General features: G+C 60.7%; 20 protein-coding genes and 1 pseudogene. 5 read left to right on the top strand and 16 right to left on the bottom strand.

The genetic code is table 11. The features are described from left to right. Positions 1 to 71: 71 nt before the first annotated feature. Complete coding sequence (locus tag ACA055_RS13740; protein ID WP_497684128.1) at positions 72 to 593, top strand: GNAT family N-acetyltransferase; 522 nt, start codon at positions 72 to 74, stop codon at positions 591 to 593. A 1-nt stretch (position 594) separates the two neighbouring features. Here the strand turns inward: ACA055_RS13740 and ACA055_RS13745 are convergent. Beyond that, a pseudogene (locus tag ACA055_RS13745) lies at positions 595 to 783 on the bottom strand (aspartate/glutamate racemase family protein); the annotation flags it as partial. 137 nt (positions 784 to 920) lie between these two features. Between ACA055_RS13745 and ACA055_RS13750 the strand changes: the two are divergent. Then, positions 921 to 1,415: a hypothetical protein gene (locus ACA055_RS13750; RefSeq protein WP_497684129.1), complete on the top strand. Its 495-nt coding sequence runs from the start codon at positions 921 to 923 to the stop codon at positions 1,413 to 1,415. A gap of 132 nt (positions 1,416 to 1,547) precedes the next feature. On the opposite strand, the gene ACA055_RS13755 is transcribed toward ACA055_RS13750, so the two are convergent. Beyond that, a complete protein-coding gene (locus tag ACA055_RS13755) occupies positions 1,548 to 1,769 on the bottom strand; it encodes a cbb3-type cytochrome c oxidase subunit 3 (RefSeq protein ID WP_497684130.1) in 222 nt (73 codons plus the stop codon). A 15-nt stretch (positions 1,770 to 1,784) separates the two neighbouring features. Next, complete coding sequence (gene ccoN, locus ACA055_RS13760) at positions 1,785 to 3,212, bottom strand: cytochrome-c oxidase, cbb3-type subunit I (RefSeq protein WP_497684131.1); 1,428 nt, start codon at positions 3,210 to 3,212, stop codon at positions 1,785 to 1,787. Positions 3,213 to 3,614: 402 nt separating this feature from the next. On the opposite strand from ccoN, the gene nirA reads away from it, so the two are divergent. Both nirA and ACA055_RS13770 read left to right on the top strand, forming a co-directional pair. Next, entirely contained in the window at positions 3,615 to 5,288 is a 1,674-nt protein-coding gene (nirA, locus tag ACA055_RS13765) for a nitrite reductase NirA (protein WP_497684132.1), read from the top strand. Further along, the gene (locus ACA055_RS13770; protein ID WP_497684133.1) at positions 5,285 to 5,764 is read left to right on the top strand and encodes a DUF934 domain-containing protein; all 480 of its coding nucleotides are present in this window, start codon (positions 5,285 to 5,287) and stop codon (positions 5,762 to 5,764) included. Before nirA ends, ACA055_RS13770 begins: the two co-directional genes overlap by 4 nt. 192 nt (positions 5,765 to 5,956) lie before the next feature. Here ACA055_RS13770 and ACA055_RS13775 read toward each other — a convergent pair whose 3' ends face one another. Continuing rightward, positions 5,957 to 8,311 carry a tetratricopeptide repeat protein gene (locus ACA055_RS13775; RefSeq protein ID WP_497684134.1) on the bottom strand — a complete coding sequence of 785 codons (2,355 nt, stop codon included), beginning with the start codon at positions 8,309 to 8,311 and terminating at the stop codon, positions 5,957 to 5,959. Between the two features lie 215 nt (positions 8,312 to 8,526). Here ACA055_RS13775 and ACA055_RS13780 point away from each other — a divergent pair, with 215 nt between their 5' ends. Continuing rightward, positions 8,527 to 9,198, top strand: a complete 672-nt coding sequence (locus tag ACA055_RS13780) for a DUF3313 domain-containing protein (protein ID WP_497684135.1) — start codon at positions 8,527 to 8,529, stop codon at positions 9,196 to 9,198. Positions 9,199 to 9,306: 108 nt separating this feature from the next. Here ACA055_RS13780 and ACA055_RS13785 read toward each other — a convergent pair whose 3' ends face one another. The 12 genes from ACA055_RS13785 to ACA055_RS13840 form a co-directional block, all read right to left on the bottom strand. Further along, positions 9,307 to 11,820 carry a fused MFS/spermidine synthase gene (locus ACA055_RS13785; protein ID WP_497684136.1) on the bottom strand — a complete coding sequence of 838 codons (2,514 nt, stop codon included), beginning with the start codon at positions 11,818 to 11,820 and terminating at the stop codon, positions 9,307 to 9,309. Positions 11,821 to 11,990: 170 nt separating this feature from the next. Further along, positions 11,991 to 13,577, bottom strand: a complete 1,587-nt coding sequence (locus ACA055_RS13790) for an arylsulfatase (RefSeq protein WP_497684137.1) — start codon at positions 13,575 to 13,577, stop codon at positions 11,991 to 11,993. Between the two features lie 70 nt (positions 13,578 to 13,647). Further along, entirely contained in the window at positions 13,648 to 14,676 is a 1,029-nt protein-coding gene (locus ACA055_RS13795; protein ID WP_497684138.1) for an HAD family hydrolase, read from the bottom strand. Next, positions 14,673 to 16,100 carry a BatD family protein gene (locus tag ACA055_RS13800; RefSeq protein WP_497684139.1) on the bottom strand — a complete coding sequence of 476 codons (1,428 nt, stop codon included), beginning with the start codon at positions 16,098 to 16,100 and terminating at the stop codon, positions 14,673 to 14,675. The genes ACA055_RS13795 and ACA055_RS13800 overlap by 4 nt, the downstream gene beginning before the upstream one ends. Continuing rightward, complete coding sequence (locus ACA055_RS13805; protein ID WP_497684140.1) at positions 16,097 to 17,677, bottom strand: VWA domain-containing protein; 1,581 nt, start codon at positions 17,675 to 17,677, stop codon at positions 16,097 to 16,099. The genes ACA055_RS13800 and ACA055_RS13805 overlap by 4 nt, the downstream gene beginning before the upstream one ends. A 1-nt stretch (position 17,678) precedes the next feature. Next, on the bottom strand, positions 17,679 to 18,671 hold the full coding sequence (locus ACA055_RS13810; protein WP_497684141.1) for a vWA domain-containing protein: 993 nt from the start codon (positions 18,669 to 18,671) through the stop codon (positions 17,679 to 17,681). Continuing rightward, on the bottom strand, positions 18,658 to 19,239 hold the full coding sequence (locus ACA055_RS13815) for a DUF4381 domain-containing protein (RefSeq protein WP_497684142.1): 582 nt from the start codon (positions 19,237 to 19,239) through the stop codon (positions 18,658 to 18,660). Before ACA055_RS13815 ends, ACA055_RS13810 begins: the two co-directional genes overlap by 14 nt. Beyond that, positions 19,236 to 20,174 carry a DUF58 domain-containing protein gene (locus ACA055_RS13820; RefSeq protein WP_497684143.1) on the bottom strand — a complete coding sequence of 313 codons (939 nt, stop codon included), beginning with the start codon at positions 20,172 to 20,174 and terminating at the stop codon, positions 19,236 to 19,238. Before ACA055_RS13820 ends, ACA055_RS13815 begins: the two co-directional genes overlap by 4 nt. 8 nt (positions 20,175 to 20,182) lie before the next feature. Further along, entirely contained in the window at positions 20,183 to 21,163 is a 981-nt protein-coding gene (locus ACA055_RS13825) for an AAA family ATPase (RefSeq protein ID WP_497684144.1), read from the bottom strand. A gap of 140 nt (positions 21,164 to 21,303) precedes the next feature. Continuing rightward, positions 21,304 to 22,212, bottom strand: coding sequence for a transporter (locus ACA055_RS13830; protein WP_497684145.1), 909 nt, complete (start codon positions 22,210 to 22,212; stop codon positions 21,304 to 21,306). A gap of 31 nt (positions 22,213 to 22,243) precedes the next feature. Further along, positions 22,244 to 23,641: a DUF1254 domain-containing protein gene (locus tag ACA055_RS13835; protein WP_497684146.1), complete on the bottom strand. Its 1,398-nt coding sequence runs from the start codon at positions 23,639 to 23,641 to the stop codon at positions 22,244 to 22,246. Between the two features lie 26 nt (positions 23,642 to 23,667). Then, on the bottom strand, positions 23,668 to 25,119 hold the full coding sequence (locus ACA055_RS13840) for a DUF1254 domain-containing protein (protein ID WP_497684147.1): 1,452 nt from the start codon (positions 25,117 to 25,119) through the stop codon (positions 23,668 to 23,670). Position 25,120 lies beyond the last annotated feature (1 nt).

The following is a 25,120-nucleotide window of genomic DNA, read 5'->3' on the forward strand; positions in this document are numbered from 1 at the left end:
AATGGTTCTCGCCTTACCGCAAGAATGCGTTATAGAGTAGGCGGCCATGTCTGTATCAAGGATGAATCACCATGCCCGTCACCGACGCTGTCATTACCCTCGAACGCTTCAATGAAACCCACATCGAGGGCATCACCGCACTCTACAACGACCCGGCGATCACCCGTCAGGTGCTGCAAATGCCGTTTCAGTCCACCGAAGTCTGGCGCAAACGCCTGGACCCGGGCAACGAACGACATGTGCAACTGGTGGCGCTGCATCAGGGTACGGTCATCGGCAACCTTGGCCTGGAGCAGTTTTCACGGATTCGTCGCAGCCATGCCGCCAATTTCGGCATGGGCGTCGCTGTGGCCTGGCAGGGCAAGGGCGTCGGCTCGAAACTGCTGGCGGCAGCACTGGATATTGCCGACAACTGGATGAACCTGCGACGGGTCGAGCTTTCGGTCTACACCGACAACGAAGCCGCCATCGCCTTGTACCGCAAGTTTGGCTTCGAAACCGAAGGGGTGTTTCGCGACTACGCGGTGCGTGACGGAGTATTCGTGGATACCTTGAGCATGGCGCGCCTGCGCCGCATGCCCAAGGCTGACTGAGTCAGTCTGTCAATGCGAACGCCACCGCCGCCTGCGCATGCAGTTCGGTGGTGTCGAGCAGGGGCAGGGCGCTGTGTTCGGGCTTGATCAGCATGCCGATTTCCGTGCAGCCAAGGATGATGGCCTGGGCGCCGCGCCGGGTCAGTGATTCGATGACCTGTTGAAACACCTTGCGCGACGCTTCGCTAATTTTGATCTATCGGAAAATGTCGACCTGACCTCGTCATGACCCCAGCCACTACCGCTCAGGCTTTTAGTCGTACGCCGGCAGCGCGCATCTGCCATGCTCAAAGTCCGCAGCACTGCTTCAACCAAAGGAACACCGCAATGGACGACGTACAGCAACTGGGTGAGATGCTTCGCCATTACGCAGAAAGCGAAGCGCACAAGAAACAACTGTTTGAGTCGCAATCGGCCGTGTGGGCGACGCGTATTGGTGAGCTGTTCGATCAGATCCAGCAGTGGCTGGAACCGGTCAAGACGCCGAACCTGCTGGAGGTGACTCGCGAGGCGTATGTGGCATCGGGGCCGAGCCTGCCGGTCGAGTCTTCCACGTTCATGACCGAGAAACTGGGCATCGTGATTGCCGGTAAACCGGTGGAATTCGTGCCGGATGTGATGGGCGCGGGTGGCCAGATTTCATTGGCGGTGATGGGCTTGACTGCCGCACGCTATGGCAGCATTTCGCTGGTGTGCCAGCCGCCATCCAGCAGCTGGCAGTGGCGCAAGACCAACGGCCTGAAAGACCCGGATACCTTTGCCTTCGACGCAAATTTCCTGGCGCAGCAGTTGCAGAGCCTAATCCCCCGCGAACGCGGCTAAATTAACCGGGCACGCCACATAACCCTGTGGGAGCGGGCTTGCCCGCGAAGGCGGTGTGTCAGTCAACGAAGCTGTTGAACCTGATGGCCTCTTCGCGAGCAAGCCCGCTCCCACATTGGATTGGTGGGGGCATCAGATTTTGAGGTTTCCCCAGCCCGGTTTCGGTTCTTCCGGTGCAACTGATTTCACTGTCTTCCCCGTCGCCAGTTCCACCCGTCGCGCCACCTCCGGATCATCGGCAAATGGCATCAGGCTTGCGTCCTCCAGGCTCTGCGCCGTCTGGTGCTTCAGGCTGTATTCGACCGCCAGCCAAAGTCCCGCCACCCCAACTGCATTCAGCACCGTCTCGATCATTTCAAGCTCCTTGCCTCAGGCAATCTGCGCTTCGCGTTCGGCCAGGGCCACGTCGGAAACCCGCACCGTGCGCCAGACGTTGTAAGCCATCAGCAACATCCCGCTGAGGAAGAACACCCCGCCGGCAAACCGCACCACAAACCCTGGATGGCTGGCCTGCAAGGCTTCCACGAAGGAGTAGGTCAGCGTGCCATCATCGTTGATCGCGCGCCACATCAGGCCCTGGGTGATGCCGTTGACCCACATCGAGGCGATGTACAACACCGTGCCGATGGTCGCCAGCCAGAAGTGCAGGTTGATCAGCGGCGTGCTGTGCATCTGCTCGCGGCCGAAGACTTTCGGGATCATGTGGTACAGCGAACCGAAGGTAATCATCGCCACCCAACCGAGCGCGCCGGCGTGCACGTGGCCGATCGTCCAGTCGGTGTAGTGGGAGAGGGCGTTGACCGTCTTGATCGCCATCATCGGCCCTTCGAAGGTCGACATGCCGTAGAAGGCCAGGGACAGCACCAAAAACCGCAGGATCGGGTCGGTGCGCAACTTATGCCAGGCGCCCGACAGCGTCATCATGCCGTTGATCATCCCGCCCCAACTGGGCGCAAGCAGGATCAGCGACATCGCCATGCCCAGCGATTGCGCCCAGTCCGGCAGCGCGGTGTAGTGCAAATGGTGCGGGCCGGCCCAGATGTACAAGGTGATCAGCGCCCAGAAGTGCACGATCGACAACCGATAGGAATACACCGGCCGACCCACCTGTTTCGGCACGAAGTAATACATCATCCCGAGGAACCCGGTGGTCAGGAAGAAGCCCACCGCGTTGTGTCCGTACCACCACTGCACCATGGCGTCAGTGGCGCCGGAATATACCGGATAGGACTTGAACCAGTCCACCGGAATCGCCAGGTGATTGACCACGTGCAACATGGCAATCACCACGATAAACGCGCCGAAGAACCAGTTGCCGACATAGATGTGTTTGGTCTTGCGCTGCACCACGGTGGTGAAGAACACGATGGCGTATGCGACCCAGACCACCGTCATCCAGACCGCACCGGAGAACTCGATCTCGGCGTATTCCTTGGTGGTGGTGTAGCCCAGTGGCAGGCTGATCAGCATCACCACGATCACCGACTGCCAGCCCCAAAAGGTGAACGCGGCGAGCTTGTCCGAGAACAGCCGGACCTGACAGGTTCGCTGCACGGCGTAGTAACTGGCAGCGAACTGCGCGCTGCCGGCAAAACCGAAAATCACCAGGCTGGTGTGCAGCGGGCGCAAGCGGCCGAAGGTGGTCCACGGCAAGTCGAGGTTCATCTCGGGCCACACCAGTTGCGAGGCGATCCACACCCCCATCGCCATCCCCACGACGCCCCAAACCACGGTTGCCACGACGAATTGGCGGACGACCTTGTAGTTATAGGCCTGTCCGATTGTTGCTGTGCTCATGGTCAATGCTTCCACGGTTGCAAAGTCTTGCCAGGCCACCCGGTCTGGCATGCCCTGCACTGTAGAAACCCTGCCTGAAACAAAACAGGCTCAGGAAAACTTCATTTATGCGGATCAGATCTGAGATTGACCGGCTGTCATCTGCGGCCTACTGATACGGTTTTTTAATCGGAAGGTGAATCTGTAACGTGTTGTGCTGCAGGTCCATAGTCGCAACCTCAAAGCGAGCCACAGAGCTAGATGCTGATCAGTCAAAGAATCCTTGTGGGAGGGGGCTTGCTCGCGAAAGCGGTGTGTCAGACAACATCAACGCTGACTGTGCCGCCGCTTTCGCGAGCAAGCCCCCTCCCACAGGTTCTGTGCCTTGACTGATAGCCCGATCAACCCTGATGAGGTAGCCACATGTATCAGTACGACGACTATGACCGGGCCCTGGTCTTCGAGCGGGTTGCGCAGTTTCGCGATCAGGTCGAACGCTTCATGGCGGGCAAGTTGAGCGAGGAAGAGTTCCTGCCGTTGCGCTTGCAGAACGGCCTGTACATGCAAAAACACGCCTATATGCTGCGCGTGGCAATTCCGTACGGCACCCTGAGCGCCGATCAGATGCGCACGCTGGCGAGCATCGCCCGGGACTACGATCGCGGCTACGGCCACTTCACCACCCGGCAGAACATGCAGTTCAACTGGATCGAACTGGCCCAGGTGCCGGACATCCTCGAACGCCTGGCCCACGTGGAGATGCACGCGATCCAGACCTCCGGCAATTGCGTACGCAACATCACCACCGAAGCCTTCGCCGGGGTCGCGGCGGACGAGTTGATCGACCCGCGGCCATTGGCGGAAATCCTGCGGCAGTGGTCGACCATCAACCCGGAATTCCTGTTCCTGCCGCGCAAGTTCAAGATCGCCATCTGCTCGGCGGAACAAGACCGGGCAGCGATCATGATGCATGACATCGGGCTCTACCTTTACCCCGGCAGCGACGGGCAAATGCTGCTGCGGGTCATCGTTGGCGGCGGGTTGGGGCGTACGCCGATCCTCGGTTTGCAAATCCGCGAGGGGTTGCCGTGGCAGCACTTGCTGTCGTACGTCGAGGCGGTGCTGCGGGTCTACAACCGCCACGGTCGGCGGGACAACAAGTACAAGGCGCGGATCAAGATTCTGGTCAAGGCCTTGGGCATCGAAGCGTTCGCCAGAGAAGTGGAGGAGGAGTGGCAGTACCTCAAGGACGGGCCAGCGCAGTTGACCGAGGTCGAATACCAGCGCGTGGCCAGCGCTTTCGTCGCGCCGGATTATCGCGCTTTGGCGGGTACAAACCTGGATTTCGGCACGCACCTGGCAGAGAACCCGGCCTTCGCCCGCTGGGTCCTGCGCAACGTCCAGCCACATAAAGTGCCGGGTTACGCCAGCGTGGTGCTGTCGACCAAGCCGGGCATCACCGCACCACCGGGGGATGTGACGAGCGCGCAAATGGAGGCCGTGGGTGCATGGTCCGAACAGTTTGGTTTCGGCGAAATCCGCATCGCCCATGAGCAGAACATCGTCCTGCCGGATGTGCAGAAAGCGGATTTGTTCGCGCTCTGGCGCCTGGCGTGCGAGCAAGGCCTGGGAAGCGCCAATATCGGTTTGCTGACCGACATTATCGCGTGCCCCGGTGGCGACTTCTGCGCATTGGCCAACGCCAAATCGATCCCTATCGCTCAGGCAATCCAGGGGCGTTTCGAAGACCTCGACTACCTGCATGATTTGGGTGACATCAGCCTGAATATCTCCGGCTGCATGAACGCCTGTGGCCACCACCATATTGGCAACATCGGCATTCTCGGGGTCGATAAAAACGGCAGCGAGTGGTACCAGATCACCCTCGGCGGCGCCCAGGGCAAGAACAGCGCGCTGGGCAAAGTCATCGGCCCGTCCTTCAGCGCCGCCGAAGTGCCTGATGTCATCGAGCGGATCATCGCCACGTTCGTGCGCTACCGCGAGAGTGAAGAACTGTTCGTCGACACCTTGCAGCGCATCGGCCTGGAGCCCTTCAAGGAAGAGGTCTATCCGAAGTTGCTGGAGGTGTCGGCATGAACAATCTGTTGCGACTGGAGGAGGGTGTGGCGCGGGTTGTGGCTGACGATCCGTGGACGTTGGTCAGGGAACGCGACGACGAGTTGCCTGCTGGGTCGGTGATTTTGCCGTTGACCCGTTGGCTTCAAGATCCGGCGCAACGGGCGGTATGGCTGGGGCCGGACGATGAAGTCGACAGCCTCAAACCGTGGCTCAACTCGCTGGCGCTGATCGCTCTGGACTTCCCGAGTTTCCGTGACGGTCGCGGTTACAGCCAGGCGTATTTGTTGCGCACGCGATTGGGCTGGACGGGGGAGTTGCGTGCGGTGGGCGACGTGCTGCGTGATCAACTCAGCCATATGCGTCAGTGCGGTTTCGACAGCTTTGCGGTGAGGGAAGACAAATCTGCTGAAGATGCACTCAAAGGATTGGCGGGGATGAGCGTGTTGTATGGGCGTTCGGTGATTGAGCCACGGCCTTTATTTCGCCGGCGCTGACCGAAATCCCTGTGGGAGCGAGCTTGCTCGCGATGACTGACTCATATCCATCAGAGATGTTGCCTGTACTGGCCTCTTCGCGGGTAAGCCCGCTCCCACAGTGGATCTGTTTTGGTCACACATTCTGTCTACACCGAAGAACCATTGTGGGAGCGGGCTTGCTCGCGAAGGGGGCAGAGGATCAACCCCCGATCATTTCAACGCCGGATCACCCATGTTCATTTTCTTCCAGCCTTGCAGCAGCACCTGCGCCTTCGGTTCCTGCCCGTTGTCCAGGTAGTACTGGATCAGCGACAGCCGCGCGTTGCGGTTGGCTGGTTGCACCTTCAACAGTCTTTCCAGCTCCTGGCAGGCTTCATCGACTTTGCCGCTGTCGTGTAGCGCCACTGCGAAGACGTAACCGTATTGGGCGTTCTGTGGTTCCAGTTGAGCGGCTTTGCGCAGGGCTTGCATGGCTTTGGCCGACTGCCCGGCACGGATCAGCGACAAGCCTTGGGTATGTTGCAGCAGGGCGACGTCCGGGTGGTCTTTCAGACTGTGTTCCAGCAGCGCTTGAGCTTCCGGACCGCGCCCGCCGGCTTCCAGCCATTGCACCAGCGTCACCAGTGCCGGGTAGAAATCCGGATCGCGCTTGAGGGCTGTTCGCAGCAGCCCTTCGACTTCGCCACTGCGGCCACTGGCCTGATACAGCATGGCCAGGTTCAGATTCGCCTCGGCCCGTTCGGCCAGGCTTTTCTGCACCGCCTCGTATTCGGCGATGGCTGCATTCCAGTTGTCCTGAGCGGTGCCCAAACCATTGCGGGCCACGCTGAGCAAATCCCGGGCGGCGACGATCCGCACAGCCTTCACCGGATCACCCAGTAACGGTGTCAGCAACGGCGCGCGCTCCGGCGGCGGCAGGAACGTACTGATCGCCCGAACGGCACTTTCGCGCACCTGGGGTGCCGGGTTGGATAAATCCTTGACGGCCAGTTTCAACGCCTGTTCGCTTGGGTACAGCGGCAGTTCGGCCAGCAGCGTGGCGCGCTGAATCGCTGGCAGGTTGCTGCGTTGCAGTTGCTCGTACAAGGCCTGTGCCGCGCCGGGCTGACCGTTGCGAATCAGCCACAGGCTCTCGTCGAAGCGCGGTGCCTGGGCGGTGGTGGCGCTGTTCCAGAGCTTGAACTGTTCGGTGACCTTGTCCCCAGCCTTGCCTTGGTGACAGGTCAGACAGGCGTCCGGTGTGCCGAGTTTTTTCGCCCGCTCCGGGTTGGGAATGCTGAAACTGTGGTCGTGCCGGAAGTCGTTGCCCATGTAGAACTTGCCGGGCATGTGGCAGTCCACGCACTGCGAACCTGGCTGACCCATGGTGTGGCGGGTGTGTTCGATAGAATCGTAGTTTTTCGCCAGCAGGCCCTTGCCGTCGACGCCTTGCACCGACGTCTTGCCAGCGGTGTTGTGGCATTGCAGGCAGACGCCATTACCCGGCGCCTTCAGCTCAGTGCTGTGGGGGTTGTGGCAGTTGCTGCAGCGCACGCCCTTGTCGAACATTTTGCTCTGGGCGAAGGAGCCGTGTTCGAACACTTCATCCTTGATTTTGCCGTCCAGGGCATACAACTCGCGGGTCAGGGTGCTCGGCAGGTAATCGTCCATCAGGCGCTTGCCGGCCGTGAAGCCATCACCCAAAGGGGCGCGCCGGGCGTGGCAGCGGGCACAGGTTTCGATTTCGACGGTGGCGTTCTTGTCCTTGAGGTCGACATCAAATCCGGCATGAATCAGATCACCTTTTTTCGCCGTCCATTCCAGGTGATTGGAGGCCGGTCCGTGGCACGCCTGACAACCGACACCAAGGCTGTTCCACTGGCTGTCGAAGGTGTTTTTTGCCGCATCGAAATTGCGCTTGTAGCCAGTCGTGTGGCACTCGACGCACATGAAGTTGGCGTTCTGGCTCGGCTTGCTCCAATGCAGCGGGTTCTTGAAGTTCACACCCTGGCCCGGATAGAGGTGAAACCAGCGGTGCTTCTCGGTATCCCAGGCCACGCCGAGGGCTTGCAACCGACCTTCGCCGACCTCGATCAGGTATTGCTGCAACGGCGCGATGCCGAAGGTGTAGGCCACCTTGAAATCAGCGTTCTTGCCGTCAATGCCGGGGGTATTCACCCAGAAACCGTCATCCTTGCGCGAGAAACGGGTGGTTTCGTTTTCTGCCTTGAAGGTGATGTTGTTGAAGTCGCCCAGCATCGTCTCGGCATTGGCCTCCTGCATCGCCAATTGGTGATGGGAGCCCTGCCAGTCCTTGACCTGCTCGCTGTGGCAGCCCTGGCATTGTTGCTCATCGACCATCTTCGCCGGCGCCACGGCAACCGGTTGCGGCTTGGCTGGTTGAGCGACCAGAGTGTTGACCGGCGTATAGGCAACGGTGGCCGGTTTGCTACTGAACAAAAGCCAGCCGATGCCAACCACGGCCAATAGCAAGACGCCGATGGTGACGGGAAACAGGTAACGGGTAATCAGGTTCGCAGGCGTGCCAGGGTTTGGGTTTACCGCTTTGTTTTTATGTTTCGGCATTGCGACTTCCATAGTCCGGGTGCGTTTGCCGTCAGGCGCGCGTTCAAGCTCGGTGCAGCTTTGCCGGCTGGCCGGCGTCTGTCAAATGACCGTGGTGAACAGCTTCGCAATGATCGATGAATATTGTGATTTTCAATCACAAAAGGCGCTGTATTGGCTATACCTGTAACACCCTTCTCAATACTGTTGTCGATTTGCTTAACAGGAGTTACAGCATGAAGCTTGCGTTAATGATGAGCACTCTGTGCATTGCGTCGATCGGGGTGGTGGGTTGCGCCAGCAAAGTGGTGGAGCCAGACCAGTATTCGGGATTTCTCAAGAACTACAGCCAGCTCAAGGAAGCCAAGTCACCCTCGGGTGCCACGGTGATGCGCTGGGTGGACCCTAAAATCGATATCAGCAAGTACACCAGCGTTTACATTGAACCGACCCAGCTTTATCCCAAGCCTCAACCGACCGTGAAAATCCCTCAGGCCACCCTGAACGGAATCACCAGTTACTACGATCAGGCGCTCAAGCGCGAAGTGGGTAAATCCTTGCCTCTGGCCGCAGGTCCTGGCCCGGGTGTGATCGTAGTGCGTGCGGCAATCACTGCGGTCAGCAGCAAGACCGAAGGCCTGAAGCCGTATGAAGTGATTCCGATTGCGCTGGTCGCAGCGGCGGTCAGCACGGCCAGCGGCATTCGCGACCAGGAAACCGACCTGGCCACGGAAGCGGTGTTCCTGGATGGCGGAAACAACCATGTGTTGGCGCAGGTTGTCCGCAAAGGCACGGGCAAGCCGCTGGAAAACGAGGATCAGGTGATGAAGGCCGATGATGTGAAAGGCGTGATTGATGGCTGGGCTTCGGATCTGCATCAGTCGTATCTGAAGCTTAAGGCCAAGTAAGGATTTAAAAGCTTCGCGAGCAAGCCAGCTGCCACATTGGATCCAGGTTGTTCACAGGACCACTGTGGGAGCGGGCTTGCTCGCGAATGCGGACTGTCAGGCGCCGAATCACTCCCCGACAAACCACCGGTAATACGGATTCCCCCCATCCCCGCGCATCACCTCTCGAATATCCCTGGCCCACGCATCACGGTCACCGTCATAGGCATGCAGGCTCGCCCGGTAGAACTGCATCAGGCGTTGCTGGTGCGCGTTCATCCGCTCATTGAAACCCGCATCGGCATTCACCATCACGGGCCGCTGATGCAGATCCAGAAGCGCCGGCAAGACACGACTGATCTCCTTGGCCCGCACCCACGGCGCGTATTCGATACGCGGCTGATCGTCAGTCACGGGCGGCGCGTCAGCAGCAAAGCGTTCAAGCCCCGCGCGATCCGTGACCCAGGTCGCCAGCAACGCAGCGGCCGAACCGATACCCACGTCCTGCAAAGTGCTGCGAACGCTGTCCTGCTGGAAGCGCTGGCTGATTTTCGCCGCATCCAGTTCGATAGGTTCCATTGAGCCCACCAGGAGCATTTCGTGGAACTCGCTGGTCCACAGGGTGGCGTAGGGAAAGACATCGAGGAAGCTGCGCACCAGAGAGCGCGAATCGTCGATGTTCTGGGTCGGCAACGGCAGCCACTGGGCGACCAGGCCTTTGTTTTCCAGGCGGCTGGCGGCCAATTGGTAGAAGTCCCGGGAATACAGATTCACCACCCCGGCCGCGGAGGGCGGTGGTGGTTCGAGGGTGATCAGGTCGTAGCGCTGTGGATTGCGCAGCAGTTCCTGGCGGCCGTCGCGTAAGCGGACATCGACATTCGGATTCGCGGCGGCATCGAAGTTGCCTTTGAACAGCGGTGCCGCCTTCACCACCGATGGCAGCAGTTCGGCGACGACGCGATGTTCGAGTCCCGGATAGCGGGTCAGGGCGCCGGCGGTAATGCCGGTACCAAAACCAATCACCAGCGCCGAGCGCGGCTCGCCGTTGTGGATCAGCAGCGGCAGCAGGGCCTGGATGCGCATGTAGCGCAGGGACGGCATGGCGTCGCCGGTGTTGGACACGCCCTGGATATACAGGCGCTGGAACGCCTTTGGTCCCTTGCCCTGAGTGACCACGGCCACGGTGCCGCCGCGGCCTTCTTCGTAGTAAACCAGCTTCGCGTTGCGTGCGCCGGGAAGCAGGCTGGCGAGTTTGTCCACCGGGGTCAGCAGCGCCACGGCCACCGACAGCAAGCCAAGCGCGACCACACCCTGACGCCGGCCTTTCTTCACCCCATGGCCCTTGCGCACCGCGAAGTAACCGACCCCTGCGGCAATAATCGCCAACAGCCCCAGGGTACGAACCAGCCCCAGCAACGGGATCAGCACAAATCCGCACAGCATCACGCCGATAATTCCGCCCAGGGTATTGAATGCGATTACCGAACCGACGTCCTGACCGACCCGATCGCGGCCGATGCTCAAGCGCAGGGCCAGGGGAAACGCGGCGCCGAGTAGCAGGGTCGGCACAAACACAATGCTCAACGCCGCTACGGCAAAGCGCGCGCTCATTCCCACCAGTTCACTCGCACCCAACGACAACACCCAGGCTTCGGCCAGACTTTGGGCGGCCACCAACCAGCGCCCGAGCAGGGCGATTTCCAGCAACGCGACCAGCCCGGCGCCGGCGATCAGCAAACCGAACACGCCCCAGGGATCGCGAATGCGCTCAACCCGACGCGCCAGCAGGGCGCTGCCGAGAAATAGCCCGGTGAGGTACGTCGCCAGCACCACGGCAAAGGCGTACGTGCGGGTGCTCATGAACTGCACGATGGACTGCGACCAGACCACTTCGTAACCCAGCGCCACGCCGCCGGCGATGGAATACAGCCACAGGGCCAGACGGTCGGGAGCACGGCTGGACGCGTGTTTGGCTGGCGCCATGGCCGGTAGTGAGCGGTGACGTTGAAACCACAGCGCGCCGACGGCAGCCAGCAAGTTCAGCATCGCCGCGACCAAGGCACTGCCGCGCACGCCGAGGGTGGCAATCAGCAAGAACGCGGTGAGCAAAGTGCCGACGATGGCACCCGCGGTGTTGGCGGCATACAGCTGGCCGCCGGCCTTGCCCGACTGTTGCGGGTCGGCGGCCAACGAACGAACCAGCACCGGCAGGGTGCCGCCCATCAGCAGCGCCGGAAGGCCCACCAGCGTAAATGGCAACACCCAGGCCAGCAGACCCACATGCTGCTCCAGCCAGGCAAACGGGCTGGCCGCCAGGCTCATGGCAAACGTCGCGCCGACACCCAGCACGGCCACCAGCACTTCCAGCCCCGCATACAGCAGAACCGGCTGCTGCAAGCGATCCGCCCAACGCCCGAACAGTAAGCCGCCTAATGCCAGTCCGGCAAAAAAAGCGCTGATCCCGGTGGTGATGGCGTACACCTCGACGCCCACGACCAGCGACAACTGTTTGATCCACAGCACCTGATACACCAGCGCCGCCGCGCCAGAGACGAACAGCAACAGCGCAGGGATCAGCATCGCCGGGGCGGCGACGTGGGGGGCTGGAATGGCCGACGACTTGCTGGCGACACGTGAGGACATTGCGGTTTGCCTTGTTCCAATTCAAAAAAGCCGGTGGCCATGCCGGCCCCTTCGCGAGCAAGCTCGCTCCCACAAGGGAGTTGTGGCGAGCCTGCTCGCGAAGGGACCGACGCGGTCTCAAGCCAAAATAAGGCCGCTCGCCGATCAAGGCGAGCGGCGGTCAAGCGGTCTTACTGTGCAGGCTGGTTCTTCATTTTTTCCGCGATTTTTGCATCCACGGCAGCCCGGATCTGATCGATGCTGAAGCTGGCCGGTTTCTGGCTCGGCGGATACTCGATGAACGATTCGAGGAATTTCGCCGACTTGGTTACCGCGACGCCTGCCAGGTAGACGTTTTTGGTGTTCCAGTCATAAAACTGATCGGAAACCACGTCAGCCCGTTCATACGGGTCCATGCGCAAGTTGAGGATTTTAGGCACTCGCAGGCACACGAACGGTTCGCTCCAGACCCTGAACCCACCCGGTTGGCGTTGTTCGCAGAAGACCACTTTCCAGTTGTCGAAACGCATGGAAACCAGCACGCCGTCATCGTTGAAGTAATAGAACTCCTTGCGCTCGCCTTTAGGTTGTTGGCCGGTCAGGTAAGGCAGTTGGTTGAAGCCGTCCAGGTGCACCTTGAAGTTGGTACCGCCGGAAGTCGGTGCCCAGCCTTTCAGCAGTTTGTCTTTCACTTCGGCATCACCCGCCGCCGCGAGCAGGGTCGGGAACCAGTCCAGGCCGGAGAACATCTCGTTGGAGACGTCACCCGGTTTGACTTTGCCCGGCCAGCGAATCATTGCCGGAACCCGGTAGGCACCTTCCCAGTTGGAGTTCTTCTCGTTGCGGAACGGTGTGGTTGCCGCATCCGGCCAAGAGAACTGGTTCGGGCCATTGTCGGTGGTGTAGACGACGATGGTGTTGTCGGCGATTTTCAGGTCGTCGAGGGTTTTCAGCAGTTTGCCGACGTCAGCGTCATGTTCGAGCATGCCGTCTGCGTATTCGTTGCCGGGCATGCCGCTCTGGCCCTTCATCGAATCGCGCACGTGGGTGAACACGTGCATGCGGGTGGTGTTCATCCAGACGAAGAACGGTTTGTCCGCCTTGGCCTGTTTCTCGATGAACGCCTGCGCGGCGGCGGTGGTTTCGTCGTCGATGGTCTCCATGCGCTTGGTGGTCAAGGCGCCGGTGTCTTCGATCTTGCCGTCAGCGAAGCTGTGGATCACGCCACGCGGGGTGTTGGCCTTGACGAAATCAGGGTCATCCTTGGGCCAGTACGGACGCTCGGGTTCTTCTTCGGCATTGAGGTGGTACAGGTTGCCGAAGAACTCGTCGAAACCATGGTTGGTCGGCAGGTATTCATCCCGGTCGCCCAAGTGGTTTTTGCCGAACTGGCCGGTGGCGTAGCCCTGGGACTTGAGCGCCTGGGCGATGGTGATGTCGCGTTTTTGCAGGCCCACCGGAGCGCCTGGAATGCCGACTTTCGACAGGCCGGTGCGCAGCGGTGTCTGGCCGGTGATGAACGACGAGCGCCCGGCGGTGCAGCTGTTCTCCGCGTAATAGTCGGTGAACATCATGCCTTCCTTGGCGATCCGGTCGATGTTTGGAGTCTTGTACCCGACCACGCCCATGGAATAGGCACTGATGTTGGTCTGGCCGATGTCATCGCCGAATATCACTAGAATGTTGGGTTTTTCAGCGGCTCCGGCAGTCGCCGAAATCGCCATTACCGAGGCCGCCACCAGGGCGAATTTCGGTAACCACGTGCGTATGCGAGTCATCTGACTTGCTCCTTTTTACTGACGTCGCTCAGTGCGACAAACGTTTATTGCGGTCCTGCGTTACGCTTTTTTATTGCACTTGCTCGGTGGTGGCGGCATCGAAGGGGTAGATCCGGCGCCATTCGGACGCCATGTCGACGATAGTCCAGCCACGGGCTTTTGCTTCGTCCAGCGCCTTGTCCAGACGACCGATATCGGACTTGCGGTCATAGGCCCATTCGCGTTTGGCGTCGGTGTGATGCACAAGGCCCATGAAACGCTTGCCCGGCCCAGCGGCGGTCCACTGCAGCATCTGCAGGTCGCCATCGGAGTTACCGAACGCGAAAATCGGCCGGCGCCCGATGACCGCGTCGATGCTTTCCGGTTTGCCCGGGCCGTCATCGTTGTGGGCCAGTTTGGCGGTGCGCAGGATCGACGGCTTGCCGTCCTTGAGCTGGTACGCCGTGACAAATGTGGTGCCGATCACTTGCTCCGGCGGAATGCCGTAGACCTTCTCGGCAAAGGCGCGCATGAACGCGGTGTCGCCGCCGGAGACGATGTAGGTCTTGAAGTCCTGGCTGCGCAGGTAGTCGAGCATTTCCAGCATCGGCTGGAAGATCATTTCGGTGTAGGGCTTGCCGCTCTTCGGATGGCGCGCCTGGCTCAGCCATGTTTTGGCGTAATCATCAAACGCCTCGGTGGTCATGCCGGTGTGGGTCGCACCGAAGATTTTCAAGATGCCATCCATGCCCGATTCGCCCAGGGCCTTGTGATCGTTTTCCAGCACGGCCTTGAACGGCTGCGTGGTTTTCCATTCCGGGTGTTGTGGTGCAGTGCGCTTGACCTCTTCCAGGGCAAACAGCAATTCGAAGTACATCGGCTGCTCGCTCCACAGGGTGCCGTCGTTGTCGAACACGGCGATGCGATCGGCGGGTTTGACGAAGTCCTTGCTGCTTTGATCGGTGACGGCCTCGACGAACTCGATGATGTTCTTTTTCGCCGGGCCGTCGTTCCACGAGGGCAGTGGCTCGCGGGTCTGGGCGAGCGCCGGCAGGCTCAGCGCGAGGGTCAGCAGCAGCGTCAGCCCATAGCGTTGACGGAGCGATATCGGGTTCGTCATGGGAAATCCTTCTCTTGAACGGGGTTGAGTGGTCGTAATGCGGGAGCGGCCGGGGCCTTGCTGCGTTTGGCCTGACTATGCAGCGTAGCCAAGGATTTCTTGAGTTGGCGCAGCGCCTGATCTTCGGTGGGTTCGCGGCCGTAACAGGCACGCAGCAGTGTTTGCAGGCGCGGGCCAAGGTTGATCAGTTTCAGGCCCATGCGCCGGCGTCTGGTCCACAGATACAGAGCGCTCAACTGTGCGGGGCGGGCGTCGATCTGCGCCGGAATCTGCCGCCAGGCGCAGTCGGCGGACTCCTGCCACATCGCCTGTCGGGTACGGCGCCGTGCCTGCCAGCCAAGGTACGCACGGCGGATGAGCGGACGCGCAAACCAGGCGAGCAGCACCACCAACAACAGCAACGCGCCTGAACCCAGCCAATGCCTTGAGAGGTGCAGACGGCTTTGCTGGCCGAGATTTTTCAGGTCTTCGGTGATCGAGAACACAGGTCGATAAGCACTGTAGGCAACAGCGTCGAAGCTCACGGCCGGGACCTGCGCGGTGCGGGTTTGCCGGGTGCTGGCGTCCCACCATTTCAACTCGATTGCCGGCAGGGTGTAGTGGCCTGCGGTGTCGACCCGGTAGGTCGCGGTATCGATACGCTGGCCGCCGCTGAAGTTGCCGCGACCGTCGTCCAGATTGCTGATTTTCGGGCTTTTCGGGTAACGGCTTAGGCCGGTGATTTCGCCCATGGAGGGTCCGGGTAATGACATTGCCAAGGCGCCATCGGCCTGTAGCGTCAGTTGTCGGGTGATGCTGTCACCAACCTTCAGCGGGGTGGCCGAGTCGAAGGTCTGTTGCGTGAAACGCAGCCCTTGGGCCACCAACACTGGTTCGCCGGGCTTGAACCCCGGCGGTTGCGCTGCCGTGAAGTGCAGCGGCTGGATCTGGGTGCTGAGTTCGCCAGTGGCCTGGCCAGGCGTGGCGCGCACGGTCAGTGCCGGGATGTCGAAACCCTGAGGCATATTGGGCATGATCAGGTAGCTGTAACGCATGCCGTTGAAGGATTTGCCGTCGAGCGTTTGGTTCAGGTGTTCGGCGTGGCCGTCCGGCGGCATGACCAGCGCGCCGGGCAGCTTCAGGTCGGGCAGGGTGGGGGCGCTGGTGAACCAGGTGTCGGTGAGGATGTCGAGTTGCAGTTCGACGATGCCACCGACCATGATCGAGTCGGTGGGTTGCAGATGAGCCTGAACTCTTATTTCGGGCTCGGCGGCGAGGGAGCTTGTGCTGATCAGGCAGAGCAGCAGGGCCCCGACTTTTGTGGTGAATGAACTGACGCCTTCGCGAGCAAGCCCGCTCCCACAGGGGATTAGCGGTGCACACAGATCAAGTGTGGGAGCGGGCATGCTCGCGAAAGCCGCGACGCGGTCCACCAGACAGTTCATGGCCGTTCGCCCGCCCGATCCTGCAAACTGAACTTCTGCTTGAGAAACTTCGCCGGCGAAGTCGTCAGGTTCTGCAACCACAGCTCATCCGACGTCGCTTGCTCAGTCTCTAGCGCTTTGTTCTGGCCCTTGCCCGGCGCCTTGTCCATTTTGATTTCGTCGGGTTTGACCTCGGGGGCGTTCTGCTCGGCGCTTTCGGTGTCTTTCTGCAAGGCGATGGCCAGGGCCAGATTGGCCGTGGCTTCCGGAAATTGTGGTTGCAACTTCAGCGCCTGGGTGTAGGCCGCAATGGCCTGGTCAAACTTGAAAAGACGCACGTAAATGTTGCCCAGATAAAAATACGCCTGGGGTGTTTGCAGGCGCGCGAAACTGGCCAGTGCCAGGTCAAAGTCAGCCGCGTTGTAGGCGGCGATGCCTTTCCAGTACGGGTCAACGAAGTGCGCGGCCGCCTGCGGAAAGTGCTCATGTTCGAAGGCCCAGCGACCTTGCTGGTCCGGGGTGAAAAAGGCATCGGTCAGCGCGTTGGCGTGTGCCGGTAACGGTTGCAATCCCAAGCCCACCGCCAGTGCCAAGGCGACCATCCAGTTCAGGCTCCAGCCCTTGCGCACGCTGAAGAACGCGATCAACAGCAGCGGCCAGCACAACCAGTAACCGGCGTCCTTCCAGTGCAGTTCGTGCTGTTCCTCACTGGCACTCTGGAAATGCTGTTGGGCGTGCAGTTCGATCCAGTCCAGGTCGTCATCATTGAGTGTCAGGCTACCCAGCGGCGCATCCACTGCCGAGGCCAGTTGTTTGAGTGCTGCCTCGTCAAAACTCCCGAGTACCGGACGACCGTTGTTGTCGGTGCGCGGCTGGCCATTAGCATCGTGGATGACCCCGCCATCCTCGCTGCCGACGGCGAGGATCAGCACTTGCAGCGCGCTGTCATTGAGTTGTTTATCCAGACCGGCCAGCGCCGAGGTGTCCGCGCCGTCGGTGATCAGCAATAAGGTGCCGGGCGTTTTTTCCGCGGCGAGCAGGCGTTTGGCTTGCTCGATCACGGCGCTGACATTTTTCCCCGGTTTGTCGATCAGCTCGGTGCCGAGGGCCTGGATGAAAGTGTCGAGCAGCGCCGGATCGTCAGTCGGCGGCAATACCAGATGGGCGCTGCCGGCATAGGCGATCAGCGCATTGCGGGCGCCGGCTCGGCGCTGGATCAGGTCATGCAGCTTGTGCTTGGCCGCTTCCAGGCGACTTGGCTGAACATCGTTGGCGTCCATGGACGGTGACAGGTCGATGGCAATGATCAGCGGCGCACGGTTCTCCAGGAAGTCCGGACGGTCCTGTTCCCAGGTTGGCCCGGCTGCGGCGAAGGCGCCCAGCATCAACAGCGCGCACACCAGATGCACCGGTCGCAGCCGCTGTCGGTCCTGTGGCGTGATCAGCAGATGCGGCAGCAAGTGCTCGGCGATAGTGCCGCGCAAGCGCCGTTGCACGTCGCGGCTACGGCGCCAGAGCAGTGGCAGCAGAGCGCCGAACGGCATCAGCAACAGCCACAGCGGACGCAGGAAATGGAAGTCGCTGAGATTGATCTCCATCTCAGGCCTCCTGGCGCTGGCGCGCAATGGCCAAGCGTGGACGGAGCAGGGCGCACAGGTGATAAAACGCGAGCAGACCGATCGCCGCCCCCAGCGGCCACCAGAACAAATCCCGTTTCGGCTGATGGCTGAGGGTTTTCACTTGATGCGGGGTCAGCTGGTCGAGGGTGCTGTAGACCTGATCCAGCGCAGTTCGGTCTTCCGCGCGGAAGAACTTTCCGCCGGTGGCCTCGGCGATTTGCTGCAAGCCTTGCAGATTGACCCTGGCTTCGCCTTCAGCCGTCGAGTCGCCAATGCCGATGGTGTGAATCACCACCCCTTTGGCGGCAGCCATGGAAGCCGCGTGGTCCGGGGTGATGGCGCTGCTGGTGTCATTGCCGTCGGTGAGCAGGACTAGAACTTTTTCCTGTTCGTGAGCCTGATCGAGCAGTTTCAGGCTCAGGCCGATGGCGTCACCGATGGCGGTATTGGGGCCGGCCATGCCAATGCCGGTGTCGTCCAGCAACAGCGACAGGCTGGCGTGATCGAGGGTCAGCGGCGCCTGCGGATAGGCGCCGCTGCCAAACACGATCAGGCCGAGGCGATCTTCTTTGCGCTTGTCGATAAAGCCATGCACCACGTCCTTGACCGCCGCCAGACGATTGATCTTCTGGCCGTTGCGGTCGGTGAAGTCGGTGGTTTCCATCGATTGGGAAATGTCGATGGCCAACATCAGGTCGCGCACCGGTTGCTGGCGCTCGATGGGTTTTTCCACGTACACCGGGCGAGCAGCCGCCAGCAGCAACAACGCCCAGACCACCAGGTTGAGCAACAGCTGCCAGTGATTGTTGCGGGTCCCGGCCTGACTCGGCGCCTGGCCGACCGCGCGGCTCATGGCAGCAAAAAACGGCACGCGCACCGCGCTGCGGGCCTCGCGGTAATCGGGCAGGTAGCGGTAGCCGAACCACGGCAACGGCAGCAGCAGTAACAGCCAGGGGTAATCAAGCTGCCACATGATGATGCTCCACCCAGTGTTTGCAGGTGTCGAACAGTTGCTGACGTTGTTCGTTGGGTAGGGCTCGCAGGGTTGCGTCCGGGGCGTAGGCCAGTTGTGCCAGTTGTGCGCTGAAGTCGACGGGGAGGGGCTGCGTACTGTGCCGCTGCAAAAAGGCTTGCCAATCCTCTTTACCTAACGCCGCAGGACCCTGTGGGCGCGGGCTTGCTCGCGAAGGCGTCCGGTCAGTCGACATCAATGTTGAATGCAAGGCCCTCTTCGCGAGCAAGCCCGCACCTACAGGGTTCGCGGCAGGCATGGAGAGGGCCACGCGCTTGAGTAGCTCCGGAAGCTCACGCAAGGCATTAAGGTCATCACTACGGCTTTGCAACTGCGCCAGCCGCACCAACGCCTCACGCCGATAACGATCCCGCCGCCACTGCCAATATCGCCGGGCACTGACTAAAAGCACCACAATCACCAATGCGGCCAGCAACACCCACCAACCCCACGTCTGCGGCGCGTAACTGACCGGCGCCGGTAGTGCCAGCTCCTTGAGTTGCTCAATGCTCGGAATATCAGGGTTCATCGCCGCCCCCCGCCGAGTTTCCCCAGTTCGGTGCGCAGTTGTTCCTGGGCGTCGGTGGCGGTGCTGAACATCATCAACGGCACCTGACTGCGCCGCAGCAGCGTGGCGACGTCCTTGAGCCGACCACTGAGAAAATCTCCCAATGGCTGATGAACGCGACGATGCTCAACGGCCAGTTCCACCTGCAACTGGCCTTGGGTGATCAACAATCGGCCATTTTTCGGCAGGTTCAGTGCCAACGGGTCGTAGACCTGCATGGCGATCACATCGTTGTGCGCCGCCAGTTGCCGCATCAGTTGCAAGGTGCTCGGGCCTGCGCCGGCAAAATCGCTGACGATGCAGATCAGGTGATCGTGACCTGCCACCGCCAGGCAATGCTGCAACACCTTGTCGAGCTGGTCTTCGCCTTCGGCGTCCGGGTTGGCGGCGTTCAATGCCTGGTTCTGCTGGACGATGCGGGAGCACAGCGCTTCGATCCGCTTGCGGCTGCGCAGCGGAGCAATCGCCTCGATGCATACATCGTTGAACACCAGGCCACCGACCCGGTCGCCCGCGTTGAACACCATCCACGCCGCCAGCGCACCGAGTTCGGCGGCGAGGGCGGATTTGAAGCTGCGTTGCGAACCGAAAAACATCGACATGCGCTGGTCCACCAGAATCAACGCCGGGCGGTCGCGTTCTTCGGTAAAGGTGCGCACCACCGGTTTGCCGGTGCGCAGCGAGGCGCGCCAATCGAGGTGACGCAAGTCGTCCCCCGGCTGATAACGGCGCAGTTCATCGAAGTTCAAACCACGGCCGCGCAAGCGCGAGGCATGGTTGCCGGCGAGGAGGCTGCCCTTGGGTTGGCGTGCGAGGAAACTCAGGTCACGGGCCTTGAACTCCAGGGCCATCAACTGCGCCAGAGAGACATACGCCAGACCGTCGACACTCTCCATTTTCAACCTCAGGCCGGAATCGCGACTTTGTCGAGGATACGATCCAGCACCTGATCGGCGTTCACTCCGTCGGCCACCGCGTCGTAGCTCAGTTGCAAACGATGACGCAGCACCGGATGCACCACGGCGCGCACGTTGTCCGGTGAGACGAAATCCTGGCCCTGCAACCAGGCATCAGCCCGGGCGCAACGGTCCAGGCCGATACCGCCCCGAGGACTGGCGCCGATGGCGATCCAGCGCCCAAGGTCGGCATCGTAATCGGCGGGGTGGCGGGTAGCTTTGATCAGGTCGATCAGATAGTGGTCGATGGCCGGGGACACGTGCACGGCGCTGACTTCCCGACGCGCGGCGAAGATCACTTCCTGAGACAGCGTGAAACCTTGAACAGGGGCGGTTTTGGCACCGAGTGCCTGCTCCTCGTCGCGCAACAGACGCAGCACCTGGCTTTCGTTTTCCGCGCTCGGATAATCCAGCAAAACCTTCATCAAAAACCGGTCCATCTGCGCTTCCGGCAGCGGATACGTGCCTTCCTGTTCGATCGGGTTCTGGGTCGCGACCACGATGAACAATTCCGGCAGCACATGGCTGTTGCCGGCCACGGTGATCTGCCGCTCTTCCATGGCTTCGAGCAACGCCGCCTGGACTTTGGCCGGGGCACGGTTGATTTCGTCCGCCAAAATCAGGTTGCCAAACAGAGGGCCTGGCTGGAAACGGATTTCGTTTTTGCCTTCCGCCTGATGCAGCACTTCGGCGCCGGTGATGTCCGACGGCAGCAAGTCCGGGGTGAACTGGATGCGGCTCATCTTCGCGTCCAGGTGTTTGGCCAAGGCTTTTACGGTACGGGTCTTGGCCAGGCCGGGAAGGCTTTCCAGCAACAGGTGCCCGTTGGCCAACAGGCCGAGCAGAATCTGCCGGATCACCTGATCCTGGCCAAGCACCGCTTCGGCGATGCTGGCTTGCAGTGCGTTGAGGTCATCGCGTGCAGTCATGGAGCAGGCACTCGCTTAAAACATGAAGGTCGGAATGACCGGGATGAAAGACAAACGGAAATTCCAGCGGCTGCTGATCAGGTCGTCCGGGTGAATCGCCGAGTACTGGATCTCCCCGGAAATCCGCAGTCAGGGCTCCATCACCAGGCGTACTGCAGACGCAGTGTCCAAGTGTTCACATCCGGCGAACCGGTGCGTTCCGAAACCGTGTCCGAGTAAGCGATAAGTCCTCCGAACTGTGGTGTCAGCATAAAGCCCATACTCGCGCCGAGCAGCCCGTTTTCCTGTTTGTTGTCTTGCCAGTCACCATTGATTTTGGTTTCGCCGCCGCGGCTGTAAGTGGCATCGAGCGAGGCCCACAGCGCGCGGTTAATGGTGTAGCTGTAGTGACCCTCAATGGCGTACAGCGGTTTTTGCTCAAGGGTGTCATTGCCGTGGTAATCGTCGTTGTCGCCAAACAGCGAGACCCAGGTATTGATCTCCAGCCATGTTGGCCCGAACGGTGTGCCAAAACCGAGTTCTGGCTTGAACGCCCAACGGTTGGAGCCGATGTTGATGATGCGATCTTTGTCGTAATCGCCGGTAGGTGCAGTGATCCAGATTGCACCGGTCAGGAACGTTTCCGGCGTCCAGTTGGCGAACTCTTCTTTGGTCAGCGCCGGGCCGCCAAAGATGTTGTGCACCAGCACCACTTGCGTATCGGCCATGCCGCCGTTGTGTTTGGTGCCGTCGAAGAACTGGGCATTGTCGAACGATGCGGAAATGTCGGCGTAAGGCTGCAGGATCTGGATCGCGCTGTTGCGCCCGTCGACAGAAAACGAGCGGGCATAACGGGCGATGTACAGGTCTGCGTTGAGCGACAACCCATCAAGAGGCAATGAAGTATCGATCGGGGTGTTGGTATCGATTTTGTTGTAGTAGCCGAAAACCATGTTCAGGTCGGTCGGCAGGTTCTGCCAGTCGCGAGCGTTGTCCGCATGGCTCAACAGTGGCGCTATGGTCAAAGTGAGCGCCGTCAATGCGGCATTTCTAGAGGTCTTCGAGGCCATCGCGGTGCTCCTGCGGTATAGATGTGGACATTCATGGCTTAGGCACAGGCGTCAGCAGCGGCATTTTCCACTGCCCATTGGCAACTTCCGGTTTTGGCAGGTACAAGCGCAAGACGCCGTAGAACGGCCCGTTCGGCGCCGGGAGCCAGTTGCTTTGCAGGTTTTTGGCCGGTGCCTTGTTTTGCACGTAAAGGGTCAGGCCACCGTCGGCGTCGAGCTTGAGGCCGGGCAGCATGCGCGAGTTGATCAGGTAGCGATTGAGCGGGTTGGCCACCAACAATTTGTTCTTGCCGTCGTACATCGTCAGGGACCAGAACGCGTCAGCCGGGGGCAGGGCACCCTTGTTGAAATGCAGGGTGTAGTCGCGCTTCGAGGCATCGACCGGTTTGCCGTCCTTGTCGACAAAGTAGCCGATGTAATTGGCCTCTTCGGCGGAGTTGCCAAAAATCCCCATGTTGGCGCCAGCGTAGCGGTACAAGTAGTTGCCATTAAGGTGATTGCGGGTGCCGAACAAGTCGCCACTGGTGACCTGGTGGGTATCGACTTGGTCTTTTTTAAACCGGGCGAACTCGGCCTTGGCGTCAGCGATGCCGTCTTCCAGGGCCTGGCGTTGATCACCGCTGAGCTGGGTGAGGTTGAAAGGCTTGCCGGCTTCGATGCCGATTTTCGCGAAGCGCGCCAGCAAGCCTTTCTCGACTTCCTGGGGCGGGGCGAACGACAGCATGAAGTTCAGGTAGCGGAACAGATCCGGGGTGTCGCTCATGGTGGGCGCAGGTTTCGGCCAGGCGATCTGTGGCGCCGCCGGCGGGGCTTTTTGCCCGACATAACGGCTCAGGGGCTCGACTTTGTAGCCCTTCTGGATCTGCTTGACCTTGGTCAGGTCCTTTTCATCGAACAGCTGCGTGCGATACAGCGCATAGGCGATGTTGCTTTCACTGCGCAGCAACCGGTCGATTTTTACCGGTTGCTGACCCTGCCAGTCGGGACCGGCGATCATGAAATGCCCGCCGTTGTTACCCGTGCTGCGAGTGCCCAGATACGCAAAGTTCTGCGTGTAGGCGTCGATCAGTTGCACCGAGTAGTAGCGGTGCTCTTCGATGGGCGGCAGGGTCAGCACTACCGGTTCGGCGCGCAGGTCCATCCAGATGAAGGAGTAGGGGGTGTCGGCGTTGGGCGTGACGAACGCGGTGTCCTTGGCCGTGAAGGCCTTGGCGGTGTTGCCGATCTTGTTGAACGGTGCCTTGAAGTTCGGGCCTTTCTTGTCCACGGCTTGGGTGTAGAGGGTCTTGTACATCTCCACCACCGGAAAACCATACAGATAGGCCTCCTTGGCGATGCCGCGAGCCTCTTCCGGAGTAGCCGTGAAATCGGCCCAGACGCTGGTGCTCAGGGTGAGGGAGAGTGCGGTGAGCAACAGGCGGTTATTCATAAAATTCCTTATTGAACCCTTGGGCGTCATTCCACGGCCGTGATGTCGTCGAGTTTCCAACTTTTGTCGAAGTAGGCTTCGGTCGGGGCATACAGGCGGAAGTAGCTGAACCAGTGTTTGCCCGGGACGGTTTGCACCCAATTGTTTTCAAAACCCTTGGGCGCGGTCGGGCCGAAGTACAAGTCCACCGAACCGTCGGCGTTCTTTGTCAGGTCCTGACGAGACGACAGGTCGGCCTTGCGTTGCGGGTTGTCGATCAGGCAACGGCTGTCGATGTCGTATACGGTCATCGACCAGAACTGCTTGGCCGGCGGGTTGGCGCCGACATGCAGGCGATAGCTTTTACCGCCGTCGAGCCAGTTACCCTTGGCGTCGGTGTAGGCGCCGAGATACGTCTGGCCCAGGCCCGGGGTCTTGGAAACCATGCCTTTGGTGTTGGTCACCGCTTCGTAGAACCAGGCGCTGCGTTCCCACAACTGGTCGTAATAAGCCACCCGTTGCGAGGGCTCGGCGATGTTGAGCACGGTGTCCCACTGGCGATCCCGCCAGTACTGCGCATCGGGGAAACGCTTGGCGAAGGTGTTGGCCTTGGCAATCAGCTCGCCGACTTGGGCACCTTGTTCCAGCGCCTTGCGCTGGTTGTCGTTGGGGTTGAAGGGTTTGTCCTTCTCGATGCCCAGGCTCGCGAGCATCGCCATGTAAAAGCGGTCACGTTCGTTGACCGGTTCTTTCTGGATGATCTGGTGCAATCGCTGCCAGTACGCCAGGCCACGGGGCTGGGTGCCGGACCAGGCTTTGCCGCCGGGGGAGAGCAGTTTGGTCTTGGCCGGTTCGGCACGCTTGTCGTACGGGTACATCTTGAACTGCTCGACCAGCGCCTTGCCCTTGGCCGGGTCCGGGTCGAGCACGCGAAAACCGACCAGCGCGTTCATCGTTTCCGATTTGGCCAGGTAATACTTGCCGGCATCGGGCGGTGGCTCGGCGCCCGGTGGCAGCACCAGGTACTTGCCGCCCTTGCCTTTGTCCGGGCCGGTCTGGCCCATGTCGATAATCGCCCGCTGCCAGAAATCACCGATGCCGCCAGCGGTCGGTCCGGGCGGCAGTTCGATCACCAGCGGGCCGGTTTCATTGAGGTCGACAAACCCGAGAATGTACGGCGTGGTGGCGTTGGCGGTGATCACGCCGAGCTTGTCTTCGTAACTGTTAAGCACCATCAGGTCGCCGCTGTGGGCGCCGAGTTTGTCGCGGAACTCTTCCTGCCATTGGGCGTAGGACACCAACGGCAAGGCCCACAGGTAACTCTGGGTGGCTTGTTGGAAGTCCAGCTCGGCGTAAAGTTTGGCGATGGATTCATGGGCGGGCAGTTCGCCCTCCATGGCGATGTTGCCGATGCGGGTATCGAGTGGTTGAGCCCCGACGCCGCAACTGACGAACAGCGTCATCAGACTGAAACCGGCTGCGCGAATAGCACCGTGCATA

The sequence above is a fragment of the Pseudomonas sp. LBUM1657 genome (assembly GCF_059716075.1).